Source organism: Sphingomonas sp. P2_B6, from assembly GCF_056404755.1.
The window spans coordinates 204,038-228,860 of the sequence record NZ_JBFUDK010000007.1; the positions used below are offsets into that span (position 1 = coordinate 204,038).

Consider the following 24,823-nt stretch of genomic DNA (forward strand, 5'->3'; position numbering starts at 1 on the left):
ATGAAACCTCTTGCTCTCCGCCCGATCGGTCTCGCCCTCGTCCTGCTCGTCGCTGCCTGTTCGTCCGGTTCCGAGCGGCAGCCGGAAACCAGCACCGTAACGACCGGTACCGCGCCGTCCGCGCCCATGGCGAATCAACACGACGCGCCGGCGACCAATATGGCGGAGCCGGCGACCGCGACCCCGGCCGCAACGGCATCGGGCAAGGTGATCGGCCTCGAAGGACTCGGCGCGTTGCGGCTCGGTCAGGCGGTGCCCGGCGGCGGGTCCTGGGCCGAGACCAACGCGGAGACCGGGGATTCCTGCCGGACGGTGACGTCGCCGGAGTATCCCGGCGTCTATGCGATCGTGTCCGGCGACAAGGTCAGGCGGATCACGGTCGGCCAGCGCTCCGACGTCAAGCTGGCGGAGGGCATCGGTGTCGGGGCGACCGAAGGCGACGTCCGGAAATGGTTCGGGGGTTTCCGCGCGACGCCGCACAAATATGAGGCCGCGCCGGCGAAATATCTAACCGCGCCCAATGCATCGAGCGGAGACCCCGCCGTGCGATTCGAGATCGGCGAGGACGGCAAGGTCGGGATGATCCATGTCGGCATGATGCCCGAACTCGCCTATGTCGAGGGATGCGCCTGATCGGCAACAAGGCGTGACGGGCGCGACTGGTTCAGGCGCCGTCCTGCCGTTGCCGCGCCAGGGCGTTCATGGTCGGAACCCAGCGGGCCAGCGTTTCGAACGGGATCGGGGTGTCGAACGCGATACCGGCATGCTCCTTGTCCAACCAGCGGACCGATCCGGCGATCGGCGACAGGCCGCTGACCATCAGGATCAGTTTCTGCCCCACCTCCAGCACCTCGCTCGGAGAAATCCGCCCACCGCCCTGCGAGATGTTGCACAGCGCGACGACATGGTAGCGCACGCCGACGCGGATCCGCGCCTTGACGTCGATATCAACGCGCGGGGCACGCGGCTGCCGCTCGTCCCTGGCGGCGAGGAGTTCCTCGGCGCTCACCGGCTCGTCGAACACGATCCCGGCCAGGCCATCCCGGCGCCATTGCACCCGGCCGGCGACAGGCTGGCCTGACTTGAATTCCGCGGTTACCGGCTCTTCGACGTTCAGTTCCGAATAGATATGGGCCATCAGGCCACTCGAGGAAATGTTGCGGACCAGACACAGTTCCTCGCCACGCGGCGTTTGCAGCCGCGCCACGCGCAGCACCTTCACGCGCCGCAGATCTTCCCGCTGCTCGGGCGGAGACGGCGAATCGGAGAATGAGATCGTCGTCAAGTCGCCGTCGTCGTGATGGTCTAGCATCGGGACACCCCTATTCGAGCGACGTTGTCCACATCGCCACGACCTTGAAAAGCGCCCCCGCTCTTCAAGCACAACAACGCCCCTCGGAGCCGGATTATCGGCCAGTGATCCCTTCCAAATCCCTAACGGCGCTTCCCCACCGGCGCGATTTCTATGGCGGACGCGGCATTAACCCTCGCAATGCCGCCTTTTGCTTGCCTTTCGCTACGCCCTGCCCTGTCCTAGGAAGTGGCGGACGGGCCGTCCGCGCGGGGAAATCGAGTGACCGACGAGATCGAGCGGATGATCGCGACCATTGGCGCGGCGCTGCGGCAACGCCCCGATCACCCGTACAACCTGGTCGGGCTCGCCGAGATGGTCGCAGCGCGCAAGGCGCCGCGCCGGGCAGCGGACCTTGCACGAGAGGCGATGGCGCTGGGGCGGGACGATCCGGCGACCGTCATGCGCGGCCGACGACTGCTGGCGTCGCTGATCCCGGGCTATCACGTGCCGATGATGAACGACGCCCGCCGCAACGCCGCCTGGGACGCGGCGCTGCGGCGGGCGATCCGCCCCGGCATGACGGTGCTCGAGATCGGCACCGGCGCCGGCATGCTGGCACTGATGGCGGCGCGCGCCGGCGCGGAGAAGGTCGTTACCTGCGATTATAACCCGGTCGCGGCGCGCATGGCCCGCGAGCTCGCCGAACGGAATGGCTATGCCGACCGCATCCAGGTCGTCGCCCGGCGCTCCCAGGCATTGATGATCGGCAAGGAGCTGGAGCGCCCAGCCGATCTGCTGGTTTGCGACATCTTTGCCGACGGGCTGCTCGATTTCGACCCGCTCAGCGCGATCGCCGATGCGCGGCAGCGGCTGCTCGCGCCCGGCGCCCCCGCCGTACCGATGGCAGCGAGCCTGCGCGCCGCGCTGGTGGACTGGCAGGACTATCCGCGCGCCGGGCATATCGATGCAGCCTGCGGGTTCGACCTGACCCCGATGGCCGATTTCGTGCCGACCGGCATCCTCAGGCCGATCGGCTCGGCCGGGATCGACCCCGTGTCGGAAGAGGTCGAGCTGTTCCGGTTCGATTTCGCGCAGGCCCGCTTTCCGCCGTCGGACCGCCGCACCCTCGCCTGCCGTGCGACGAGCATCGGCGAGGCCAATACGATCGCACGGTGGATCAGGCTCGAGCTGGATGACGAGGCAATGATCGAGGCGCGGCCCGAGCCAGGCGCGACCTTCTTTTCCGGACTGACCCTGACGCCGCTAGACGCCGCGGTGCCGGTGCGGCCCGGCGAAACGACCACGATCGGTACCGCGCATGACGGCCGCGCGATCTTGACCTGGGTCGAACGGGATTAGGACAGGGGGCACGCGAAGAAACGTCACGCAGCGTCGCCGATAGCCCAGCGCGCCGGAGGCGCCGCCGGGTTCGCGCTTGACCCGTCGCGCGGGATGCCGCCACAACGCGCGGGTGGAATATTCGCCCGCCGTCACGACGATCGCCCAGACGATCCAGCTCTCGCTCTCGCCGGTCTTCATGCTCGCGGGTATCGGCGCGCTGCTCAACGTGCTGGCCGGCCGCCTGTCCCGCGTGGTCGACCGGGCGCGGCAGGTGGAGGCGCTTCACCCGCGCTCGACCGGCCCCGAGCATGACCGCCATGTGTGGGAGCTGCGGCTGCTCGACAAGCGCATGTCAGTGATCAACAACGCCCTGGTGATGGCGGTGTCGAGCGCGGTGATGACCTGCCTGGTGGTCGCGCTGCTGTTCGTCGCCGAACTGGCCAGACTGCATATCGGCACCGTGGTCGCCCTGTCCTTCATCCTCGCGATGATCCTGCTGATCGCCGCGCTCGCTGCCTTCCTGATCGAAGTGCGCATGTCGCTCCGCGCGATCCATATCCGGCCCGAGCTGCTCGAAAAGGACCGACGCTGAACGTCACCGCCGAGAAGCGGGCGCTTCAACTGGTGGTGGCGATCGCCTGCCTCGTGCCGCTGATCACCGGCGGGCAGAGCATATTGTTCGGGCCCGGTTTTCTCGGCCACGCGCCGGTGATCCCGACCGATCTCGACAGCCATTTCCGCTATGTTTCGGGGATATTCTTCGCAGTGGGCGTGGCGTTCGCGACCTGCGTGCCGGGGATCGAAGCCAAGGGACCGCGGTTCCGGTTGCTCGGGGCATTGGTGGTTGCGGGCGGGCTGTCGCGGCTTGTGTCGCTGGTGGCGGTGGGGATACCGTCCAGGGGGCATGTGTTCGGGCTGGCGATGGAGCTTGGGGTCGTGCCGTTGCTGATGCTGTGGCAGGCGGGGCTGGCGAAGCGGTGGAGTGTTTCTTGAGCCCCTCCCCTTAAGGGGAGGGGTTGGGGGTGGGGGCCTCCGGCTAGCCATCCAGCGTTGCACTTGCGGGACTGCCCCACCCCAACCCCTCCCCTGAAGGGGAGGGGCTTTTTAGGACTTTATTTGGAGGCGCCCTCCAGCCCCGGCCCGACATCCGCGACGGGAGGGTATTTCGGCGCCACCCGGGCATGGCTCGCCCGCTCATAGGCGTAACCCGCGTTCAGCACCGCCTGGTCGCCATAAGCCGTCGCGATGAAGGACAGCCCCACCGGCAGTCCCTTGGCCAGCCCCATCGGCACCGTCAGATGCGGGTACCCCGCGATCGCCGGCATCTCGCTCGCGCTCGGGCCGGTGAAATGGTCGCCCGAGACGCTGTCGCTCAGCCAGGGCAGGCCATAGGTCGGCTCGACCAGGATCGTCGCGTTCGCTTTCTTCAGCATCGCGTCGATGCCCTCCGCCCCCGCCAGCCGCAGCGACCTGGCCCGCGCGCCGAGATATTCGGCATCGGCGAGCCCGCGCGTCTTCGCTGCGTCGAGGAAGATCTCCTGGCCGAAAAAGGGCATCTCGGTCGTCCTGTTCGCCTCGTTGAAGGCAATCACCTGATCGAGCGTACGCGTGGTCACGGCCTTTGGCGTGGTCGCGAGATAGGCGTCGAGATCGGCCTTGAGCTCGACCTTGAGCACGTCGAATTCGGCATCGCCCATGCCGTCGAGCTTGGGCTTCTCGACATCGACCAGCACCGCGCCGGCCGCTTTCAGCACCGCGAGCGCCGCGTCGTAAGGCGCCTTCATCGCGTCCGGCATCTCGGGCCGCAGCACGGCGATGCGCAGGCCCTTGAGCGCGTCGGGCGACAGTCCCTTGGAGAAGTCAGCGCGGTATTTGGCGGCATCCTTCGTGGCCTTGTCCGCCGGATCGGCCGCGACCATCGCGGAGAACAGGATCGCCACGTCCCTGACGGAACGGCCCATCGGCCCCGGCGTATCCTGGCTGTGGCTGATCGGCACGACATGCGTGCGGCTGACCAGCCCGATCGTCGGCTTGAGCCCGACCAGCCCGTTCATCGAGGACGGGCAGACCACCGACCCGTCCGTTTCGGTGCCCAAGGCGACCGGTGCGAAACTGGCCGCCACCGCCGCGCCCGATCCGCTCGACGATCCGCAGGAGGAGCGGTCGAGCGCATAGGGGTTGCGCACCAGCCCGCCGATCGCGCTCCAGCCGCTCATCGAATTGGTCGAGCGGATGTTCGCCCATTCCGACAAATTGGTCTTGCCGAGGATGACGGCGCCGGCCTTGCGCAATTCGGCCACCACCGGCGCGTCGCGGCCAGTGAGATTGTCCTTGAGCGCGAGGCTGCCGGCAGTGGTCGGCAGTTCCTTCGTTTCGATATTGTCCTTGATCAGCACCGGAATGCCGTCGAGCGGGCCGAGCGTCCTGCCCGCCCGGCGGCGCGCGTCGCTCGCTTTGGCCTGGGCGATCGCGTCGGGGGTGACCGCGATGACCGAGCGTAGCGTCGGTCCGCTGCGATCCATCGCCGCGATCCGCGCGAGATAGGCCTGGGTGATCGCCTCGCTGGTCGTGCCGCGGGCCATCATCGCCTGGAGCTGGTCGATCGATTGTTCTTCGACCTTCACCGTCTGGGCGGTGGCGGGCCTGGCGCCTGCCGCGGCGAGAAGCAGAAGCGAAGCGAATAGGCGCATAGGATCCCCACCCCCGTCATGCCGGACTGGTTCCGGCATCCATCGCGCCGCGCAAGCAGCACGGGACAATTCATGCGGAACGATGGACCCCGGAACAAGTCCGGGATGGCGAATTATTTGACGCGATCTGCCCGCGCCAAAATGTGACGTACGCCAGATATGAAAAGAGGCTGCCGGGTCCGCAGACCCGGCAACCTCCTGACATGGTCAGCGGCCGGAAGTTCCAGCCCGGGAGACCATGCGAACCGCAGCTTCGATAGACGGCAGCGTTGATTGAGGGAGAATACCCCCCGCCGTCATCCCGATAAAGCTAGCGGTGCGTCCCCCGAACGAACTGAACCGACCCCACTGCTGAACCATGAGACATCGGATCACCTCCTTTCGCTTGTTAAAACGCCGTACCCAGGACTGGGCACGACTCCTGTTTGAATCATCCGAATCACATAAACAAGTCTTGTAATGTTTTGCGTTTTCGACGATTCTCTTCCGCCTGCGCCGCTTCCGGGGCAACCCGCCCTCAGGCCTTGCCGAAGGCGACGCGCAGTTCCTGCTTCGCCTCCTCCAGCACCTTCCTTTGCCGCGCATCCAGGTCGTGCCCGGCGCGGTTGATGTAGAAGGTCAGCATCGACATCGCGGAGCGGAACGGCGTGCTCCTGCGCCGCAGGCTCCGTTCGGCCGATCGCTTGAGCGAGGCGGCGATGCGCTTCGGGTCCTGCCAGGTGAACACCTCGCGCTCCAGGTCGAGCGCGTCGCTATGCTCGGTCACGTCCTGCGACCATTTCTCCGTCGCCATGATCAGTGCCGCTTGAAATACTGGACTTCGCGCTCATGCTTTTCGGCAGCGGCGCGGCTGTCGAAGGTGCCGAGGTTGCGGCGCTTGTGCGTGTCGGGATCGACCTTGCGCGAATAGAGGCGGTATTCGCCGGACTTGAGCTTGCGGATCATGGCATTCTCCTCGCGACAAAAACGCGCGAGGCCAGGAGTTTATCCCGTCAGCGCCGGCAATCCTCGGTCACGCGCTCGATCTCGGCCCAGGCGGGCACCACCAGGGGGGCAGTGCCGGCCTGCTCGACGACGAAGCGTCCGCGGCTGAAACCCATCGCGTCGAGCAAGCCGTCGCGCGGCTGAAGCGCCACCGCGACATAGGCCGACGTGCCGCCGGTCGGGGCGGCGGACAGGGTGCGCAATGCGGTCGAGGTGCGGATCGTCAGCGCCACCGGCCCGGCGGCGATGCCCTGGCGCGACAGGTAGAGCGTGTTCGCGGCCCGATCGCAGCGCAGGGTCAGCACCGCATCGGCGCCGGGCACGCCGAACAGCGCGATCGAGCCGCGACCGTCCTGGCGGTACACCCAGTCGCCCGGCGTCATCGGCCAGTCGCGCCAGTCCTTGCCGACCGGCGTCGCGGTCGGCACGGGGGCCGGCGGCGGAACATAGGCCGGCGTCGGGGCGGGCCGGGGCGCGGTGGGCGGGGCGGCCGTGCCGACGCAGCCCGACAGGGAGACGATGGCGGCAAGGAGCAGGAACAGACGCATTCGTCCGTCTATGGGCGAAGCGGCCGCGCGGCTCAACCGCCCGTCTTGCATGCGCCCGAGAATTCGCCTCTGTTGCCGCCGGGCCGTGCAGCGACACGGATGGGGAGAGACCGGACCATGGCGATCGATGCCAAGCGACTGAAATCCATCGTCGGCGGATCGGCCGGCAACCTGGTCGAATGGTATGACTGGTATGCCTATTCCTCGCTGTCGCTCTATTTCGCGGCGACCTTCTTTCCCAAGGGCGATCCGACCGCGCAGCTGATGGGCACCAGCGCGATCTTCGCGGTGGGTTTCGTCATGCGGCCGATCGGCGCCTACTGGATGGGGCGCTATGCCGACACGCATGGCCGCAAGGCGGGGCTGGCGCTGTCGGTCGGGCTGATGTGCCTGGGCTCGCTGATGATCGCGCTGGTGCCAGGCTATGCCGTGATCGGCGTCGCGGCGCCGGTCATTCTCGTGCTCGCGCGCATGATCCAGGGCCTGTCGGTCGGCGGCGAATATGGCGCGAGCGCGACCTATCTCTCCGAGATGGCGACGCGCGACCGGCGCGGCTTCTGGTCGAGCTTCCAGTATGTCACCCTGATCGGCGGGCAGCTCACCGCGCTCGCGGTCACGCTGCTGCTGCAGACGGTGCTGAGCAAGACCGAGATGTCGGAATGGGGCTGGCGTATCGCCTTCTTCTTCGGCGCGGTGCTAGCACTGGTCGTCTATATCCTGCGGCGCCGGCTCGCCGAGACCGCCTCGTTCGAGAACCAGTTGGCCGACCGGCCCAAATCCGGCCTGATCGCCTTGTGGAAGGCACATCCGCGCGAGTTCCTGCTGGTCATGATCATCAGCGCGGGCGGCAGCTGCACCTTCTACGCCTACACCACCTATCTCCAGAAATTCCTGGTCAACACCAGCGGCTTCGAGATCCAGACCGCGACCCAGGTGATGACCGCGGCCCTTGTCGTCTACATGCTGGCGCAGCCGGTATTCGGCGTGCTCGCCGACAGATTCGGGCGCAAGCCGATGCTGTTGCTGTTCGGGGTGGGCGGCATGCTCGTGACCGTGCCGGTGTTCAGCGCGCTGGCGGTGGTACGCGATCCAATGGTTGCCTTCGCGATCATCCTCGGGCCGCTGATGCTGCTGTCGGCCTATACCTCGATCAGCGCGCTGGTGAAGGCGGAACTGTTCCCGGCGCATATCCGCGCGCTGGGTGTCGCCTTCCCCTATGCGATCGGCAATGCGGCGTTCGGCGGCACAGCGGAATATGTCGCGCTATGGTTCAAGAACGCGCATGTCGAATCCGCCTTCTACTGGTATGTCACCGCGATCCTGTTCTGCGCGACGATCGCATTTCTGATGCTGCCGGAAACGAAGCGCACGAGTTTGATCCTTGAGGATTGACCCGATTGAAGGAACGACCATGTCCAAAGACCAGCCCGTGCAGCTTCTCGCTTATTCGACCCGGAGCGACACGATCAGAGTGAGAACGCGCGACAACGAAAAGGTCGGATCGGTCCACGAGTTTCTGATCAACAAACGAACCGGCCGGACGGCCTATGTCGTGCTGACGATCGGCGGCTTCCTGGGCATGGGCAAGGCCTATTATCCCCTGCCCTTCAGCCTGCTCGCTTATGAGCCGGCAGCGGACATCTATCTCGTCACGATCGACCGCAAGGTGCTCGAGGGCGGGCCAAGCTGGGCCGCCAACCCGCCACTGTTCGACCAGGACTATGCCAATCGTGTGGCGAGTTATTACGGCACGGCGATCGAGGACCTCTCGCTAGGCGGTGGGTGACGCCGTCACCCTATAAATCTCGCCATCGAGATCGACGAGGTAGAGATTGCCCGCCGCATCCTCGCCGAACGAGGCGAGCTGGTTGATCGTGCCGATATCGGGCGCGAAATCCTCGTTGCGACGTTCGAAGCCGGCCGCACCCAGAGTCGTGCCCTGCGTGAGCGTGCTGGCCGGCACGGTGAAGATGCCGCCACGGATGAAATCGGCGAAGACATAGGAACCGGTGAGGGAGGCGACCGGCCCGCGATAGACATAGCCGCCGGTGATCGTGCTGCCCTGTTTCGGCCCGGTGCCATGGCCATATTCGAGCACCGGATCGATCAGTCCAGCAGGCGCGGTGCCATTGAAGGCATGCGTCCCTTCACGGAAGCGCCAGCCATAATTGCCGCCCTTGTCCTGCGGGCGGAGCAGGTCGAGCTCTTCCCACGCATCCTGGCCGACATCGCCGATGAGCAGATTGCTGCCCCAGAAGGACGCGCGGAACGGATTGCGGAAGCCATAGGCATAGACTTCGCGCGCGCCGCCGACGCCGCTGGCGAAGGGATTGTCGGCGGGCACGTCGAAATAGCGCGGTGACGCGCCGGCAAAGGGATCGGCGACGATCTCGATCCGCAGGATCTTGCCGAGCAGCGAACTGGTATTCTGGGCATTGTTGCCCGGATCGCCACCACCGCCGCCGTCGCCGGTCGCGATATAGAGATAGCCATCGGGTCCGAACCCGAGCCACCCGCCATTGTGATTGTTGTTGGCGGTATGAGGAATGGTGACGACAGTGTTGGACCGGCTGACCGATCCGTTGCTCAAGCGCCGATATTGCCGAATCGAAATATCGCCATTGTTGCCACCGGCGGCATTGTTCGTGGCATAGACATAGAAGAAGCCGTTGGTCAGATAGTCCGGGCCGAACGCCACGCCGAGCAGGCCCCGTTCCCCGTCAGTCGAGATATTCTCGATCGTGGCGAACGGCGATTTGGCGCCGGTCGCAGGATCGAGCAGGATCAGGTTGCCGCCCTTTTCCACGACCATGACGCGGGTGTCGCCCGGGATCGGCGCGACATAGAGCGGCTGGTTGAACCCGGTACCGACGCGGCGGACCTGAATGCCTTCCTTGCTGTTGGTGACGGTGATCGCGACGGCGCGCGTGGCGCTTGCCTGCCCGTCGGTGACGCCGACCTGCACGTCGTAGACATTGTCCTGCCCGGCATCGGCCGGCGCCTCGAAATTGGGCGGCGACACGAACCGCACCAGCCCGGCCGCGGTGATCGAGAAGCGCGCGGCGTCGGCCCCGCCGGCGATGCTGTAGGTCAGCGGGTTGCCGTCCGGATCGGTCGCCGCCGCCTGATAGGCGTCGGTGGCGTTCTCGACGACGCTGGCGGTGGCCGCGGAGGTGAAGCTCGGGGCCTGGTTGGCGGGCGTCGGGGTCGGCGTGCCACCACCTCCTCCCCCGCCGCCGCCGCCGCCGCAGGCCGATGTGGCAAGCAACAGGGCGAGCGAGAAGCCGCAGGTCGATCGCCGCGACAGGGATGAAAAGGCCGACATAGATCTTCCCGACGGCCGCGCGGGAAATCATACGCCTCCCGCGTTCAGGCCGCCTGAAGCAGCAAACGCGCGATCTTCCGGTCCGTTGCTCCGGCCCGTGCCCTATCGCCGCCGGACTGGCGCTGTTGTCGGCGGCCGAAGCCGACCAGCCCGGGCGCCGCCGGCAGGCGACCGCGGCCCTGTTCCTGGCCATCAACAGGGTGGAACAGGGTGAATTTTTTTTCTTGCCCTGTTATTTCCAACTTTGTTGGAGATATTTTTCATACATTTCAATGTTTTGAATGGCGCCTGCCCTGTTCCGGAATAACAGGGCGGCGGTCACGCATAACAGGGCAGGCCCGCGCCGTTAACAGGGGGTGTTTCGCAATAGCAGGGACGGACGAGGCAACGGTGCCGAACCGTCATGGGAAAGAGCGAGCCGGCATTTCTTCAAACGCCGACTAGTCTCACGATGCGACGATTCGGGCCGTGGTTGAATCGACCGTCCACAAGACCGTCTTCGCGATCAATCCGTGATCGGCGGACGCGGCGCTTCGGTTCGCGGCGCCCCCGCCGCACGAGGCGCTGGCAGGCGGTAGCAGATGAACTCTCCACCATCGAAACCCCCGCTGGCCAGCACGATATGCTGACGGCCACCGAGCATATAGGTCATCGGCGAGCCGGTCTGCGGCTGATCGAGAAAGACCGTGCCGACCTCGTGCCCCGTCATCTTGTCATAGGCGCGCAATCGCGCCGCCTTGCGCCCCTGCTCGTCGGTGAATTCGCCGCTGTCGCCGCAGATGACGAGGGTCTTGGTCACCAGGACGCCGAGGATGCCGGACTGGCCGGTGCGCGGGATCGTCACGCCCTTGAGGAGCGGGTTGTTCCGGATGAAGTCGGGCGTTTCGCCGTGCGCGACCTGCCAGAGCTTGGTGCCGTGCGTCAGGTCGAGGGCGGTGATCCGGCCGTAAGGCGGCTTCAGGATCGGCATGCCGCCGATGGTGAGCAGATCGGGCGTGATCGGGTCGTTCAGTCCGTCCTTCACGTTGGGCGCGACGGGCCCGCCGAGCCCCGCGCGTCCGCCCGGATTCGCCGATCCGCCAAAGGCCGCACCCATATTGTCGTTCGTGCCGCGCGACGTACTGCCTCCGGGGACAAGACGTCCATTGGGCAGCTGCCTGATCGCGTAATTCTGCAGCACGGTTTTCGAATAGATATAGAAGATGCCGGTTTCCGGATCGCAGCCGCCGCCGGCCCAGTTCGCGCCGCCCTGATTTTCCGGCGTCATCAGCGTGCCCCACGGCCCCTCGGGCTTCGCGATGGTCGGCGGCCGGTAGAGCCCGCCCAGCCGGTAGTGGCTGATGATCTCGAGCGCGCGTGCCTTCAGCTCGGGCGTCCAGTCGATCACGTCGTCAGCCGTGACGCCCTGGTGATCGAACGGCGGCGGGCGCGACGGCACGGGCTGAGTCGGCGCATAATATTCGCCGGGCACGTCGCCGGGCAGCACCTTCTCCTCGCGGATCGGCCAGACCGGTTTGCCCGTCGCGCGGTCGAGCACGAACAGGAAGGCCTGTTTGCTGGGCAGGGCCAGCGCCTTGATCACTTTCCGGCCCTGGCGGACATCCATCAGGACGGGCGCGCAGGCGATGTCGCGATCCCACAGCCCGTGATGCTCGGTCTGGAAATGCCAGCGGCGCTCGCCCGTTTCGATATCGAGCGCGACCAGGGTCTCGGTGAACAGTGCGTCGCCGTGCCGGGTGAGGCCCATCCAGTCCGCCTGGGGCAGCTCGACCCCGGCATAGACGAGACCCAGCTCCGGATCGGCGGACATCATCGCCCACACGCCGGTGTTGGTCGCGGTCTCGGCCTGTCCCGGCTTGATCCAGGTGTCGTAGCCGAACTCGCCCTTTTTCGGCACGGTGTGGAAAATCCACTTCCGCTTGCCCGTGCGCACGTCGAAGCCGCGCAGATAGCCGGGGCCGGTCGAGGACGACGCGGTACCGACGACGACGGTGTCCCTCACCACCAGGGGCGGCGCGTGCAGCCCGACGACCGGCGCCTTGGGATCGACCTCGTGATCCCAGTCGAGCCGGAGATCCACTTCATTGCCCGTGCCGAACGCGGGATCGGGCAGGCCCGTCTTGATATCGATCGAGATCAGCTGATAGCTGCGGGTGACGTACAGGATCCGCTCGACCGTGCCGTCGGTCCAATAGCCGACACCCCAGCCCGAGCCGCCGCGGGCGCCGAGCCGGCCCTTCTCGTCGTGGCGGTAGGTCCAGATGAGCTGCCCGGTGCCGGCGTCCATGCAGACCAGATAGCGGTCCACGCCAACGGTCCCGTAGAGGCGACCCTTCACCACGGTCGGGGTGGCGTTGAAATAGGAATCCTTGCGAGCCCCGAAATTGTCGGTCTTGAACCGCCAGGCGACCTCCAGATTGTTGAAATTCCCGGCATGGATCTGGTCCAGGCCGGCATAGCGGGTGGAGGCCAGATCATTGCCATAACCGATCCAGTCGGTGTCCGCCGGCGGTTTGGCGGGTGCGGTACCGGTGCCGCCGGTCAGCGCAGCTTGCGCCTCGGCGCGGGCCGCCCAGGGGGCGACGGCGAGTGCGGCAGCGGTGGACAGGAGAGCTTGGCGGCGGCTGATGGGAGTCGTCATGGTCACTTTCAACAAGCGCGAATGATAACGCCCAAGGTCCACCAGGAGCGTCGGACGACGCGAAAGCGCCGGCGGCGCGAATATGCATGAGTCACCGCCGCACGCAATGGGATTGTATAGTATATGATTCTGGGCTCGCCGTGCGGAGGGCGCCGATCGGTGAATGGCTTTTGAAAATCGACGCGAAATACCGTGATCGACCCGCTCCTGGCGGCAGCTAACCGGGGACGCCGGTCGGCCCACGCGTCAGCGGGGCGGACACCATGATTGCTGACGATAGATCTGCGGTGTCGTTCCTGTGGCGCGGCGGAAGGCGCGGGTGAAGGACGACTGGGACGAGAAGCGACAGGCCAGCGCAATCTCGGCGATCGGCATCGTCCGCAGCGACAACAATGTCTTGGCGCGTTCGAGACGCATGCGGCTCAGATAGCGGTGTGGCGGCACGCCGGTGGTGCTGGTGAACATCCGAATGAAGTGAAAAGTGCTGAAGCACGCTGCCTGAGCCAGATCCTCGAGTCCGACATCGTCCTCGAGATGGGCGGTCATATAGTCGAAGACACGGCGCAGCCGTCTGCCGTCAAGCTTGTGGCCGCCCTCATCGCTTCCCGGGCTGCGCGCGTCGGCGGAATAGCTATCGACGACGCAAGCGGTCAGTTCGGTCGATAGCGTGTCGATCAATACGGAGCCCGCCGCGCTGGGCGCGTGGAGCTCGCGGAGCAACCCCGCGCCGATGCGGCGGAGGCGTTCGTCATAGAAGCCGCCGAGATACGGTACGGCCTCGGGACGACAGGCCGCGCCGCCGCGCACCTCGGAAAGGTCGACGAAGCGAGCCGGAGGCAGGTAGATGTGAAGCGCATCGTGCCATTCGGACAAGACGATATCGTCTTCCTGCACGCCTGCCGGGCAGAACCATAGTGTCCCTGGCTCCACCCGCGTATGCTGGCGGATGCGATCGCCGGTCCGGCTGACGACGCAATCCGGATCACATCCCGTCGCGATGGCGATTTCCAGATGCAGCGGCTGGAAGGACCCCACCTCGCCTTTCGGATGATGGCGATGATCCACCGCCAGTCCCCGCCACTCGCGAGCAGCGGACGAGGCCAGGATATCCCTGGCCCCATATTTGGCTCCGCCTTGATCTTCCAGTTGCATCACCAGAACTCCGCCGGAGCAGAAATCGGTATCGGCCCAAAATAGCAATTTGGGAACAGACTTGAGCGGCCCGCCGGCGCAGCATCGATCGAACGACCGGGGAGAAGTTTCTTGGCTATTCGCTTGATGGCGACCACGATCGCGGCGCTGGGCTTCGCCTCCCTCTCGGCGAACGCGCAGACGGAACAGGCTCCTCCCAAACGCCTCCCGGCCCAGCTGGTCGAGGACTTCCATGGGGCCTTTGGCGACCATCATGCGCGTGCCATCCACACCAAGGGCGTCATCTTGCGGGGCCATTTCGAGCCCAGCCGCGATGCCAGCAGCTTGTCGATCGCCGCGGTATTCACGCACCCGGTACCGGTGATCGTCCGATTTTCGGATTTCACGGGCCTGCCGGATATTCCGGATACCAGCGGCAGCGCCAACCCGCGCGGTTTCGCGGTCAAGTTCCTGATTGCGGATGGGTCGAACCTCGACATCGTCAACCACAGCTTCAACGGCTTTCCGGTGAAGACAGCGGCAGAGTTCAGCACGCTTCTGCAGGCGCTCGGCCACAGCCCCGCAGGCACGGCCTCGCCGACGCCGTTCGAGACATTCCTCGGGTCGCACGCCGCGGCAAAAACCTTCTTCACCACCCAGAAGCCGCCGCCGGAGAGCTTCGCAACCACTGCGTTCTTCGGGGTCAACGCCTTCTTCTTCACCGACGCGGCGGGGAAAAGCCGGCCCGTGCGATATCGCTTCGTGCCCCAGGCGGGCGAGCATTATCTCAGTGACGCAGCGCTGCAGGGACGCACCCCGACCTATCTGATGGATGACATCACTGCCCGCGTCGTCAGGGCCCCGGTCCGGTTCACCTGGTTCGCGCAAATCGGCGAGGCCACCGACAAGATCGATGATCCGTCGGTGGCATGGCCCGAGAACCGGCGCCTGGTGAAGCTCGGCGTCATCACGATCGACCAGGCCGCGTCCAACTCGGCGGCTGCCGACCGGGACCTGCTGTTCCTGCCCGGCGCGTTGCCGCCGGGCATCGGCATCGCCGACCCAATGGTCACGATCCGCAATTCGGCCTATCCGGTGTCCTTCCATGAACGCCAATAGCGTCGCGGCCCTCTTCCTCCTCCTGGCTGCGCCGGTCGCCGGGCCGGTGCCCGAGGAAAGCGTAGCGCCGCTCGTCTCGCAGGCGCTTCCCGGCGTCCTAGGTAAGCGGTTCACGGCGGCTGTCGTAACCTTTCCGCCGGGCGCGCGCGCGGCGCCCCATCGGCATGGAAGCGCCTTCGTCTACGCCTATGTGCTCGCGGGCACCGTGCGGAGCCGGCTCGCGGGCGAGCCTGCGCGCACCTACCGCGTGGGCCAGGGCTGGACCGAGCAGCCCGGCGCGCATCATCTCCTCACCGCCAACGCCAGCGCGACCCGGCCCGCGCGCCTGCTGGTGACCTTCGTTTCCAGCGACGGCGAACCGCTCAAGATCACGGACGGCCACCCATGATGCGGCTCGACTATCAGCACCTGGCGCCGAACGGCATGAAAGCGCTTGGCGGCGTCTACATGTATGTGAGTGGCTGCGGACTGCCCAAGGCACTCGTCGACCTGGTCTATTTGCGGGCCTCGCAGATCAACGGCTGCGCTTATTGTATCGACAGCCACAGCCGCGACCTCCTTGCCGCGGGCGTGCCGGTCGAGAAGCTGCTGCTGGTCTCCGCCTGGCGCGAGGCCGGCCCCCTCTTCAGCGAGCGCGAGCGTGCAGCACTCGCCTGGACCGAGGCGGTGACGCTGGTGGCGGGTACCCGGATCACCGACGAGCTGTTCGCGACCGTCAGCGCGCAGTTCTCCGAAAAGGAAGTCGCCGATCTGACCCTGTCGATCGGTCTCATCAACGCCTATAACCGGATCGCCATCAGCTTCCGACGCGGCCCTGACGCCCGCCCCTGATCCCGCCGGCGACTGCCGCCAAACTCGATATGCCGACGGCAGCAGATCTACGCGGAGACGCGCGGCCGCGATCAGGCAGCCGCCCTGCCGACGCTCAACCGCAACCCCATCGCGGCCAATACCGAGGTCAACGTCTCCAGCGTCGGATTGCCGTTTGCCGAAAGGGCGGCGTACAGCGCCTGGCGACCCACGCCCGTTTTACGGGACAATTCGGTCATGCCCTTCGACCGCGCCACATCTCCCAAAGCCTGGGCAATGGCTCCGGGGTCGCCGCCCTCCATCGACGCGTCGAGGTAAGCAATGATATCCTCTTCGGTCTCGAGGTATTCCGCCGGATCAAACGGTGTCGTCTTGAGTGCCATCTCGCGCTCGCTCCGCCAATTGAATCGCTGCCCGGATGTCCCGGTTCTGACTGTCCTTCTCGCCACCAGCAAGCAGCAGGACCACCACATCGCCGACGTACATGAAATAAGCCCGATACCCTGGGCCAAAGAACATCCTCAGTTCGTAAACACCTTCACCGACCGATTTCACATCCCCGATATTGCCGTCGGCGAGGCGCCGAAGCCGTGCGAGGATGCGGGCACGCCCGACACGATCACGCAGGCTGGTAAGCCACCGGCCGAAATCCTCCGACTGCTCGATCGCGTACTTTTGTCCTTTATACAGGACAAACGAGGAAATATCAAACTCGTCGGACATGCAATCATCCCGGACGATTCTGCGGAATGGATTTCCGTCAGCGGAGGGAAATCAGTATATCCGAACAAATAGAGAACATCAACGCCTTCCCCCACCCATCCGCATCTTCTGGCTCTTGCCGTAGCGCGTCTTGCGTGTGCCCGGCTTGCCCTCGTTGGAGCGGCCCATCACCGGGGCACGGTGCTCGTCTGCCGGCAAGCCTAGCTCCTCCGCTTCCAGCGACCTGATCTCGTCGCGCAGGCGGCCGGCCGTTTCGAACTCGAGGTCCGCAGCCGCCGCGCGCATCTGTTTTTCGAGGTCCTCGATATAGGCGCGCAGATTGTGGCCGACCATGTGCGGCCGGTCCTCGTCGATCTCGATCGTGACCTGGTCGCGGCTTGCCACATCCTGGATGATGTCGCCGATGTTGCGGCGGATCGTCTGCGGGGTGATGCCGTGCTCTTCATTGTAGATCAGCTGCTTCTCGCGGCGCCGGTTGGTCTCGTTCATCGCGCGCTCCATCGAGCCCGTGATACGATCGGCATAGAGGATCACCCGCCCGTCGACGTTGCGCGCCGCGCGGCCGATCGTCTGGATCAGCGAGGTCTCGGAGCGCAGGAACCCTTCCTTGTCGGCGTCGAGAATCGCGACCAGCCCGCATTCGGGGATATCGAGCCCCTCGCGCAGCAGGTTGATGCCGACCAGCACGTCATAGACGCCGAGCCGGAGGTCGCGGATCAGTTCGATACGCTCCAGCGTCTCGACGTCGGAATGCATGTAGCGGACCTTGATGCCCGCCTCGTGCATGAACTCGGTGAGATCCTCCGCCATGCGCTTGGTCAAGGTCGTGACCAGGGTGCGATACCCTGCCTCCGCCGTCTTCTTTGCCTCGACGATCAGGTCCTGCACCTGCTCCTCGACCGGCTTGATCTCGATCGGCGGATCGATCAGCCCGGTGGGGCGGATGACCTGCTCGGCGAAGACGCCGCCGGTCTGCTCCATCTCCCACCCGCCGGGCGTCGCCGAGACATAAGTGGTCTGGGGGCGCATCGCCTCCCATTCGTTGAAGCGCAAAGGCCGGTTGTCGATCGCCGAGGGCAGGCGGAAGCCATATTCGGCGAGCGTCAGTTTCCGCCGGTGATCGCCGCGCGACATGCCGTTGATCTGGCCGATCGTGACATGGCTTTCGTCGACGAACAGCAGGGCATTGTCGGGCAGATATTCGAACAGGGTCGGCGGCGGCTCGCCCGGCATACGCCCGGTGAGGAAGCGGGAATAATTCTCGATACCAGCGCAACTGCCGGTCGCCGCGATCATCTCGAGATCGAAATTGGTGCGCTGCTCCAACCGCTGCGCCTCGAGCAGCTTTCCTTCGGGGATCAGCTCCTTCAGCCGCTCGGCGAGCTCGTGCTTGATCGCCTCCATCGCCTGCTTCAGCGTCGGGCCGGGCGTGACGTAGTGGCTGTTGGCATAGACGCGCACATAATCGAGGCTCGCGACCTTCTTGCCGGTCAGCGGATCGAACTCGACGATCTCCTCGATATCGTCGCCGAAGAAGGACACGCGCCAGGCAGTGTCTTCATAATGCGACGGGAAGATCTCCAGGTTGGAGCCCTTCACCCGGAAATTGCCGCGCTGGAACGCCGCGTCGTTGCGCTTGTACTGGAGCGAGACGAGCTTGCGCACGATCTCGCGCTGGTCGACCGTCTGGCCCTTCTTCAGGTCGAAGATCATCGCCGAATAGGTCTCGACCGAGCCGATGCCGTAGAGGCAGGAGACCGAGGCGACGATGATCACGTCGTCGCGTTCGAGCAATGCGCGCGTCGCCGAATGGCGCATCCGGTCGATCGATTCGTTCACCGAGCTTTCCTTCTCGATGTACGTGTCCGACCGCGGCACATAGGCCTCGGGCTGGTAATAATCATAATAGCTGACGAAATATTCGACGGCATTCTCGGGAAAGAAGCTCTTGAACTCGCCATAGAGCTGCGCCGCGAGGATCTTGTTCGGGGCGAGCACCAAAGCCGGGCGCTGCACGGCCTCGATCACCTTGGCCATGGTGAAGGTCTTGCCCGATCCGGTCACGCCGAGCAGCACCTGATCGCGCTCGCCCGCTTCGGTCTGTTCGACCAGCTCGGCGATCGCCGTCGGCTGGTCGCCCGAGGGCGTATATTCGGAGACGAGCTTGAACTTCTTGCCGCCCTCCGCCTTGGGCGGGCGCGCGGGCCGATGCGGAACGAAGCTGACGCCCGTTTCGGGCTCTTCGAGGCTGGTGCGAATCTGGATTGCCATAGTCAGCGAATATGGGGAGGAAGACGCCAACCCGCAACGAACGGGATCGGTCGCGTGTCACTTCCGTTTCGGAGTAAAATGCGATGAACAGGTTCCTTGCCGCCGCGCCCTTGCTGCTCCTCCTCGCCGCCTCGGGCAGCCTGCCGATCCAGCCGGGCAAATGGCAGACGACGGTCACCATTCTCGACGTCCAGATGGAGGGCGGGCCTCCGGGCGTAGCCGCCGGGATGCGCGGCCAGCCGCCGCAGGTCGCCACGGCGTGCGTCACGCCGCAACAGGCAGCGAACGGGCCGCGCAGCGTGATGGAGGCGAGCAAGGGCAAGTGCCAGTACACCAGCTTCAACGCGAGCGGCGGCCGGCTGACCGGGGTGATGGCCTGCACTTTCGGCAGCGGCGGCATGACCGTCACGTCGAACGGGACCTATACGGCGACGTCGCTCGACATCAGCGGCACGTCGGTGATGACGGGCAGGATGCGCATGACGACCAGGACGCATACGGTCGCCCGGCGCATCGGCGCCTGCTGAACCGGATCGGCGGCGCCTGATTCGGGCCGTTCAGCCGGTCCGCCGATAGGCGACGCGCCACATCACCAGCCCGATCGCCGCCGACATGCCCGCGAGGATCACGCAGCTTGCGATCGCGCCGATCCAGCGGAACAGCAAGGTGTACGTGTCGGTCGCGGGCAGGGCGAACAGGCCGAAGCCATAGGTCTGGCCGCCGAGGAACAGCGCGACCCCGCAAAGCCCGCCGATCAGCGCGGCGGTGGCCGGGCCGCGCCGGTTCAGGGCATGCGCGACGAGCCACAAGGGCGCGGCGACCGCGACCGCCGTCATTACCGTAATCACCATACCGATGACGAACCCGACGGCGACGCCGAGCAGCGACGGCGGCCCGCCGATCGCGACCAGGATACTGGCGAACGCGCCGCCCATCAGGGCACCCGCGCCGAGCGACAGCCCGGCGCGATCCAATGTCGTGTCATATCCGCGCAGCGCGACCCGCTCGGCCAATGTCCTTCCCCCCGGTGCCGGTTGCATATCACCGCGGCGCGCCGGGCCCAAGCCCCTCCGTTTCGGGTTCCTCCCGGTTCCTCGGCGTCGCTCGAACGAACGCGGGGCTAGACCTGCTTAACCCGCACCAGCAGCCACCCGCACAGCCCCGCACCTGCTGCCATCGCCGCCGCCGCGAGCGCCGCGCCGTGGAACGCGCCGAGCGACACGCCGCGCCCGTCGCCGGTCAGCACCAGTCCGATCAGCGCCACCGCGATCATGCCGCCGATCCGCGCGGTCGCGTTATTGACGCCCGAGGCAGCGCCGGTGTGGCGGTGATCGACCGCGGCCATCACGGTCGTGGTGAGGGGGGCGACCGCCGTCGTCATGCCAATCCCCACCAGCATCATGCCCGGCAGCACGTGGCGGACATAGTCGATGCCCTCACCCGGCATCGTCGCGAACAGCGCGAAGCCGGCGCCCGTCACCATCGGCCCGATCGCCAGCAGCGGCCTGGCGCCGACCTTCGCCGCCAGCGCGCCGATGCTGCGGGAACCGAGGCCCATGATCAGCGGCAGGGGCAGCACCGCCGTGCCCGCCGCCGCCGCGCTCCAGCCATGCGCGATCAGCAGATAGGGGAGCAGCAACAGCGAGCCCGACAATGCGGCATAGAGCAGGAACGTGAGCAGGGTCAGGCCGGTAAAGGTCCGCGTGCCGAACAAAGCGAGCGGCACCATCGCGCGGTCGCCAAGCCGCGCCTCGAGTGCGACGAACGCGACCAGCGCGATCGTGCCGCCGCCGATCATCGCGGCGCCGGTGCCGCGATCATGCGCGGTCATCAGCGTCAGGCCCCAGACGAGCAGGCCGAGCCCGACCGTGGCGAGCGCCGCGCCGTACCAGTCGGGCGGGGTTGCATCCTTGTCATGCCCGCCCGGGACATAGCGCCACCCCATCACGAAGGCGGCCGCCGCGATCGGCAGGATCAGCGCGAAGATCGAGCGCCAGCCGACATGGTCTACCAGCCAGCCGCCGAGTACCGGGCCGATCGCGCCGCCGATCGCGCCGGCCGCGGCCCAGGTGCCGATCGCCCGGGCGCGCGCCGCGCCCTGGAAATCGGCGCCGAGGATCGCGAGGCTGGCCGGCACCAGCAGCGCGGCACCGATCCCCTGTCCGATCCGCGCGGCGATCAGCCAGCCGAGCGTCGGCGCGGCCATGCAGCCGAGCGTGGTGATAGCGAAGGCCAGCAAGCCCCAGAGAAAGGTCCGCTTGCGCCCGACCCCGTCGGCCAGCGCCCCGCCGATCAGCACCAAGGCCGACAGGGGCAGCATGAAGCCGTTGACGATCCACTGGACGCCGCTGCTGTCGGCGCCGAGGCCGCGCGCGATGGCCGGCAGCGCGACATTGACCACCGATCCGTCGATCATCGCGACGCTCGACCCGAGCACGGTGGCGATCAGCGCGCCGGTGCTCCCCGCCTTCCGGCCCGCGTCCGTCATCGATCAGCTCCCGGTTCTCATGGTGTTCACGCTATAACGCGCCGGCCAGCGCCAGGACCACACCCGTCACCACCAGGATCAGGCCAAGCCCTTCGCTGCGCATCATGCGCTCGCCGAGATAGAAGCGCGAAAAGGCGAAGGTGAAGGCGACCTCGACTTGGCCGACGATGCGCACCAGCGCCACCGGCGCGGTGGCGAAGCCGGTGAACCAGCAGGCCGATCCGAGCGAGGACAGCAGCCCGACCTGCCCCGCAACACGCCATTCGGCGAACACGGTGCGGACCTGATCGCGTTCGCGCAGCATCAGATAGCTGCCCTGCATCAGCACCTGCAGGCTGGCCGTCACCGCGAGCACGATCAGCGCGGCCTGGATCGGATCGGGGGTCGCCACCTCCCGCGTCGCGCGGCGAATGGCGATGGCGGTCAGCGCGAAGAAGAAGCCCGAGGCGATGCCGCACAAGGCCGCGGGCTGGCCGAGCGCGCGGAGGAAATCCACCGGCCCCATGCGCTTGCCGCCGGTCGACAGCACCATCACGCCGATGACGCCGCAGCCGATGCCGGCCCAGCTCAGCGGGCTCAGCCTTTCGCCGAGCAGCAGGAAGGACAGGATGGCGCCCTGCACGGCCTCGGTCTTCGAATAGGCGGTGCCGACGACGAAGTTGCGATAGCCGAATGCCAGGAGCAGCAAATTGGTCGCCACGATCTGCGCCAGCCCGCCGGCGGCGCAGAACAGGAGGAAGCGATGACCCAGCGCCGGGAAGCCACCCGACGCAAAAACCAGCTCGTACCCCGCGACCAGCATCAGGGCGAAAGGCAGGCCATAGAGATAACGCACCAGCCCGGCGGCGTTCACCGACATGCCGTGGCTGACGCGCTTCTGCACAGCGGTCCGCCACGCCTGCAGCGCGCCGGCGACGACGGTCGCCGGCAGCCAGATGGGAGAGGTGATCAACCCTATTCCTCCCCATGCGAAGCATGGGGAGGGGGACCATTCGCCTCTTCCGGCGAATGGTGGAGGGGAAGGCGGGACAATTGTTCGTGACATACGGCCATTATCCCGCGGGTAACGCTGTCCAGATCGTTCATCACCAGGGTCGCGGGAATGCGCAGGACCCGGAAGCCCTGCTCAGCACACCACGCGTCGCGCTCGATGTCGCGCGCGGGCTGATCTCCTCGATTATGCGCTTCCCCATCCACCTCGATGACGAGCCGCGCCGCCGGGCAGTAGAAATCGAGAACATATCGCCCTGTCGGGTGCTGCCGCCGAAACTTGAAGTCATCGGGCCGGCCACGCAGCCATTGCCACAGTTGCACCTCCGGCGCCGTCATCACGCGGCGTAATTTCCTCGCACGTTCCACAATCTTGCGGCTGGCCGGCATTTCCCCTCCACCGCGCAAGAGCGCGGTTCCCCTCCCCATCTGCGATGGGGAGGAAAGGTGACGTGGTCAATCCACCACCCGCGCCGCCACCGTTGTTGCGAGGAATGCCAGAATCGCCGCTTCGTCCTTCTTCGCGGTCCAGGTGCCCAGCCGCCAGAGCAATCCCCCGAACGCCATCATGCCGAGCGGGATCGCCAGGAACGGCAGCATCTCGCCGAGCGGCGCGCCGGACGCGATCATGCTGCCACCGGCCAGCCCCAGGAACAATGTCAGGAACCCGAACCAGCACCCCATGAACAGCCGCGCGCTGGCCGGGGTGCCGATCTTGCCCTCGATCCGGGTGCCGCCACCGGCGGGCTCCATCGTCGCGGTCAGGCTGGTCTGGAAGCTGTTCTGGATGTTGGGGCGGAAATAGAACAGCGTCATGTCCTGTTCCGAGCCCTGGCCCGTCACGCCCTTGGCCGGCTTCGTGGTCCGATCGCCCAGCACGTCCTTCAGTTTCGTCGCGATCGCGTCGGGCGCGAGCGGGGACTGGAGGACGATGCGGGCCATGCGTCAGACGCCCGCCAGCAATTTCTCCCGCGCGATCTTCTCTCGCCAGACCAGCGGCGCGAGCTGGTGGACATTCTGCCCCTCGCTGTCGACCGCCACCGTCACCGGGAAATCGCTGACCTCGAATTCGTAGATCGCTTCCATGCCGAGGTCCTCGAAGCCGACGATCTTCGAACCCTTGATCGCCCGCGCGACGAGATAGGCCGCGCCGCCGACCGCCATCAGATAGGCGGATTGGTGGTCGCGGATCGCCTCCACCGCGGCCGGGCCCCGCTCGGCCTTGCCGACCATCGCGAGCAGGCCCTGTTCGAGCATCATACGGGTGAACTTGTCCATCCGCGTCGCCGTCGTGGGGCCCGCTGGGCCGACCACTTCCTCGCCGACCGGATCGACCGGGCCGACATAATAGATCGCCCGGCCCTTGAACTCGACCGGCAGCTCCTCGCCGGCCTCGAGCATGTCCTTGATGCGCTTGTGCGCGGCGTCACGGCCGGTGAGCATCTTGCCGTTGAGCAGCAGCCGGTCTCCATGCTTCCAGCGCTGCACTACCTCCGGCGTCAGCGTGTCGAGATCGACCCGGATCGCTGCCTGATCGGGCTGCCAGTTCACATCGGGCCATTCGTCGAGCTTCGGCGCCTCGAGATAGACCGGACCCGACCCATCGAGCGTGAAATGCGCGTGGCGGGTCGCCGCGCAGTTCGGGATCATCGCCACCGGCTTGGACGCGGCGTGAGTCGGCCAGTCGAAGATCTTCACGTCGAGAATGGTCGAAAGCCCGCCCAGCCCCTGCGCACCGATGCCCAGCGCGTTGACCGCGTCGAAGATCTGGATGCGCAGCGTCTCGATATCGTTACGCGGCCCGCGCTGCTTGAGCTGCGCCATGTCGATCGGCCCCATCAGGCTTTCCTTGGCGAGCAGCATGGCCTTTTCCGCGGTCCCGCCGATGCCGATGCCGAGCATGCCCGGCGGGCACCAGCCCGCGCCCATTTGCGGGATCATCTCGAGCACCCAGTCGAGGATCGAATCGCTCGGGTTCATCATCTTGAACTTCGACTTGTTCTCCGACCCGCCGCCCTTGGCCGCGACATCGACCGAGACCTTGCTGCCGGGGACCATCTCGACGTGCAGGACGCTCGGCGTATTGTCCCTGGTGTTGCGGCGGGTGAAGGCCGGATCGGCGAGGATCGAGGCGCGCAGCTTGTTCTCCGGGTGGAGATAGGCGCGGCGCACGCCCTCATCGACCACTTCCTGCAGCGACCTGTCGGATTCGAGCCGGCAATCCTGGCCCCATTTCACGAACACCGTGACGATGCCGGTGTCCTGGCAGATCGGGCGATGCCCCTCGGCGCACATGCGGCTGTTGGTCAGGATCTGCGCGATCGCATCCTTGGCCGCCGGGCTCTGCTCCGCCTCATACGCCACGCCCAGGGCGCGGATATAATCCATCGGGTGGTAATAGCTGATGAACTGCAGCGCGTCGGCCACGCTCTCGATCAGGTCGGCTTCGCGGATGATGGTGGTCATAT

General features: G+C 66.3%; 27 protein-coding genes. 10 read left to right on the plus strand and 17 right to left on the minus strand.

Going from position 1 to position 24,823, the window contains the following annotated elements; all coding sequences use genetic code 11:
* Entirely contained in the window at nt 1-633 is a 633-nt protein-coding gene (locus tag AC1DX5_RS12505; protein WP_465172361.1) for a hypothetical protein, read from the plus strand.
* A gap of 31 nt (nt 634-664) precedes the next feature.
* On the opposite strand, the gene AC1DX5_RS12510 is transcribed toward AC1DX5_RS12505, so the two are convergent.
* Nucleotides 665-1,312: a PilZ domain-containing protein gene (locus tag AC1DX5_RS12510; RefSeq protein ID WP_465172360.1), complete on the minus strand. Its 648-nt coding sequence runs from the start codon at nt 1,310-1,312 to the stop codon at nt 665-667.
* A 261-nt stretch (nt 1,313-1,573) separates the two neighbouring features.
* On the opposite strand from AC1DX5_RS12510, the gene AC1DX5_RS12515 reads away from it, so the two are divergent.
* The 3 genes from AC1DX5_RS12515 (at nt 1,574) to AC1DX5_RS12525 (ending at nt 3,628) form a co-directional block, all read left to right on the plus strand.
* A complete protein-coding gene (locus AC1DX5_RS12515; protein WP_478015742.1) occupies nt 1,574-2,653 on the plus strand; it encodes a 50S ribosomal protein L11 methyltransferase in 1,080 nt (359 codons plus the stop codon).
* Nucleotides 2,654-2,729: 76 nt separating this feature from the next.
* Nucleotides 2,730-3,227 (plus strand): DUF2721 domain-containing protein, encoded by a 498-nt coding sequence (locus tag AC1DX5_RS12520; protein ID WP_478015744.1) that lies wholly within the window; start codon nt 2,730-2,732, stop codon nt 3,225-3,227.
* Nucleotides 3,228-3,259: 32 nt separating this feature from the next.
* A complete protein-coding gene (locus AC1DX5_RS12525; protein WP_478015746.1) occupies nt 3,260-3,628 on the plus strand; it encodes a DUF4345 domain-containing protein in 369 nt (122 codons plus the stop codon).
* A 119-nt stretch (nt 3,629-3,747) separates the two neighbouring features.
* On the opposite strand, the gene AC1DX5_RS12530 is transcribed toward AC1DX5_RS12525, so the two are convergent.
* The 4 genes from AC1DX5_RS12530 to AC1DX5_RS12545 form a co-directional block, all read right to left on the minus strand.
* Nucleotides 3,748-5,325, minus strand: a complete 1,578-nt coding sequence (locus tag AC1DX5_RS12530) for an amidase (protein WP_465172356.1) — start codon at nt 5,323-5,325, stop codon at nt 3,748-3,750.
* A 517-nt stretch (nt 5,326-5,842) separates the two neighbouring features.
* Complete coding sequence (locus AC1DX5_RS12535) at nt 5,843-6,118, minus strand: DUF3175 domain-containing protein (protein WP_478015748.1); 276 nt, start codon at nt 6,116-6,118, stop codon at nt 5,843-5,845.
* Nucleotides 6,119-6,120: 2 nt separating this feature from the next.
* A complete protein-coding gene (locus tag AC1DX5_RS12540; protein WP_465176042.1) occupies nt 6,121-6,270 on the minus strand; it encodes a hypothetical protein in 150 nt (49 codons plus the stop codon).
* Nucleotides 6,271-6,317: 47 nt separating this feature from the next.
* Nucleotides 6,318-6,857 carry a hypothetical protein gene (locus AC1DX5_RS12545; RefSeq protein WP_478015750.1) on the minus strand — a complete coding sequence of 180 codons (540 nt, stop codon included), beginning with the start codon at nt 6,855-6,857 and terminating at the stop codon, nt 6,318-6,320.
* 117 nt (nt 6,858-6,974) lie between these two features.
* Between AC1DX5_RS12545 and AC1DX5_RS12550 the strand changes: the two genes are divergently transcribed.
* Both AC1DX5_RS12550 and AC1DX5_RS12555 read left to right on the plus strand, forming a co-directional pair.
* On the plus strand, nt 6,975-8,249 hold the full coding sequence (locus tag AC1DX5_RS12550; protein ID WP_478015752.1) for an MFS transporter: 1,275 nt from the start codon (nt 6,975-6,977) through the stop codon (nt 8,247-8,249).
* A gap of 19 nt (nt 8,250-8,268) precedes the next feature.
* Nucleotides 8,269-8,643, plus strand: a complete 375-nt coding sequence (locus AC1DX5_RS12555) for a PRC-barrel domain-containing protein (protein ID WP_465172351.1) — start codon at nt 8,269-8,271, stop codon at nt 8,641-8,643.
* Here the strand turns inward: AC1DX5_RS12555 and AC1DX5_RS12560 are convergent.
* The 3 genes from AC1DX5_RS12560 to AC1DX5_RS12570 form a co-directional block, all read right to left on the minus strand.
* Complete coding sequence (locus tag AC1DX5_RS12560; RefSeq protein WP_478015754.1) at nt 8,629-10,182, minus strand: PQQ-dependent sugar dehydrogenase; 1,554 nt, start codon at nt 10,180-10,182, stop codon at nt 8,629-8,631. The genes AC1DX5_RS12555 and AC1DX5_RS12560 overlap by 15 nt on opposite strands.
* 505 nt (nt 10,183-10,687) lie before the next feature.
* A complete protein-coding gene (locus AC1DX5_RS12565; RefSeq protein WP_478015756.1) occupies nt 10,688-12,823 on the minus strand; it encodes an outer membrane protein assembly factor BamB family protein in 2,136 nt (711 codons plus the stop codon).
* 246 nt (nt 12,824-13,069) lie between these two features.
* Complete coding sequence (locus tag AC1DX5_RS12570) at nt 13,070-14,230, minus strand: helix-turn-helix domain-containing protein (protein WP_478015758.1); 1,161 nt, start codon at nt 14,228-14,230, stop codon at nt 13,070-13,072.
* A 9-nt stretch (nt 14,231-14,239) separates the two neighbouring features.
* Between AC1DX5_RS12570 and AC1DX5_RS12575 the strand changes: the two genes are divergently transcribed.
* Genes AC1DX5_RS12575 through AC1DX5_RS12585 form a run of 3 tightly spaced genes read left to right on the plus strand, consistent with a single transcriptional unit; the run spans nt 14,240 to nt 15,904 of the window.
* Nucleotides 14,240-15,073: a catalase family peroxidase gene (locus tag AC1DX5_RS12575; RefSeq protein WP_478015810.1), complete on the plus strand. Its 834-nt coding sequence runs from the start codon at nt 14,240-14,242 to the stop codon at nt 15,071-15,073.
* Nucleotides 15,060-15,461, plus strand: coding sequence for a cupin domain-containing protein (locus AC1DX5_RS12580; RefSeq protein ID WP_478015760.1), 402 nt, complete (start codon nt 15,060-15,062; stop codon nt 15,459-15,461). The genes AC1DX5_RS12575 and AC1DX5_RS12580 overlap by 14 nt, the downstream gene beginning before the upstream one ends.
* A complete protein-coding gene (locus AC1DX5_RS12585) occupies nt 15,458-15,904 on the plus strand; it encodes a carboxymuconolactone decarboxylase family protein (RefSeq protein WP_478015762.1) in 447 nt (148 codons plus the stop codon). Before AC1DX5_RS12580 ends, AC1DX5_RS12585 begins: the two co-directional genes overlap by 4 nt.
* Before the next feature lie 71 nt (nt 15,905-15,975).
* Here the strand turns inward: AC1DX5_RS12585 and AC1DX5_RS12590 are convergent, their stop codons facing one another.
* The 3 genes from AC1DX5_RS12590 to uvrB form a co-directional block, all read right to left on the minus strand.
* Nucleotides 15,976-16,266, minus strand: a complete 291-nt coding sequence (locus AC1DX5_RS12590) for an addiction module antidote protein (protein WP_465172343.1) — start codon at nt 16,264-16,266, stop codon at nt 15,976-15,978.
* The gene (locus AC1DX5_RS12595) at nt 16,241-16,606 is read right to left on the minus strand and encodes a type II toxin-antitoxin system RelE/ParE family toxin (protein WP_465172342.1); all 366 of its coding nucleotides are present in this window, start codon (nt 16,604-16,606) and stop codon (nt 16,241-16,243) included. The genes AC1DX5_RS12590 and AC1DX5_RS12595 overlap by 26 nt, the downstream gene beginning before the upstream one ends.
* A gap of 78 nt (nt 16,607-16,684) precedes the next feature.
* Nucleotides 16,685-18,877 carry an excinuclease ABC subunit UvrB gene (gene uvrB / locus AC1DX5_RS12600; protein WP_465172341.1) on the minus strand — a complete coding sequence of 731 codons (2,193 nt, stop codon included), beginning with the start codon at nt 18,875-18,877 and terminating at the stop codon, nt 16,685-16,687.
* Between the two features lie 83 nt (nt 18,878-18,960).
* Here uvrB and AC1DX5_RS12605 point away from each other — a divergent pair, with 83 nt between their 5' ends.
* Nucleotides 18,961-19,404 (plus strand): DUF3617 domain-containing protein, encoded by a 444-nt coding sequence (locus tag AC1DX5_RS12605; protein WP_465172340.1) that lies wholly within the window; start codon nt 18,961-18,963, stop codon nt 19,402-19,404.
* A gap of 30 nt (nt 19,405-19,434) precedes the next feature.
* Here AC1DX5_RS12605 and AC1DX5_RS12610 read toward each other — a convergent pair whose 3' ends face one another.
* The 6 genes from AC1DX5_RS12610 to AC1DX5_RS12635 form a co-directional block, all read right to left on the minus strand.
* Complete coding sequence (locus AC1DX5_RS12610) at nt 19,435-19,890, minus strand: hypothetical protein (protein ID WP_465172339.1); 456 nt, start codon at nt 19,888-19,890, stop codon at nt 19,435-19,437.
* A gap of 107 nt (nt 19,891-19,997) precedes the next feature.
* The gene (locus tag AC1DX5_RS12615; protein ID WP_478015764.1) at nt 19,998-21,365 is read right to left on the minus strand and encodes an MFS transporter; all 1,368 of its coding nucleotides are present in this window, start codon (nt 21,363-21,365) and stop codon (nt 19,998-20,000) included.
* Nucleotides 21,366-21,396: 31 nt separating this feature from the next.
* Complete coding sequence (locus tag AC1DX5_RS12620) at nt 21,397-22,317, minus strand: DMT family transporter (RefSeq protein ID WP_478015766.1); 921 nt, start codon at nt 22,315-22,317, stop codon at nt 21,397-21,399.
* Nucleotides 22,318-22,319: 2 nt separating this feature from the next.
* Nucleotides 22,320-22,745, minus strand: coding sequence for an endonuclease domain-containing protein (locus AC1DX5_RS12625; protein WP_478015768.1), 426 nt, complete (start codon nt 22,743-22,745; stop codon nt 22,320-22,322).
* Between the two features lie 66 nt (nt 22,746-22,811).
* A complete protein-coding gene (locus AC1DX5_RS12630) occupies nt 22,812-23,297 on the minus strand; it encodes a hypothetical protein (RefSeq protein ID WP_465172335.1) in 486 nt (161 codons plus the stop codon).
* A 3-nt stretch (nt 23,298-23,300) separates the two neighbouring features.
* A complete protein-coding gene (locus AC1DX5_RS12635) occupies nt 23,301-24,821 on the minus strand; it encodes a fumarate hydratase (protein WP_478015770.1) in 1,521 nt (506 codons plus the stop codon).
* Between the last annotated feature and the right edge of the window lie 2 nt (nt 24,822-24,823).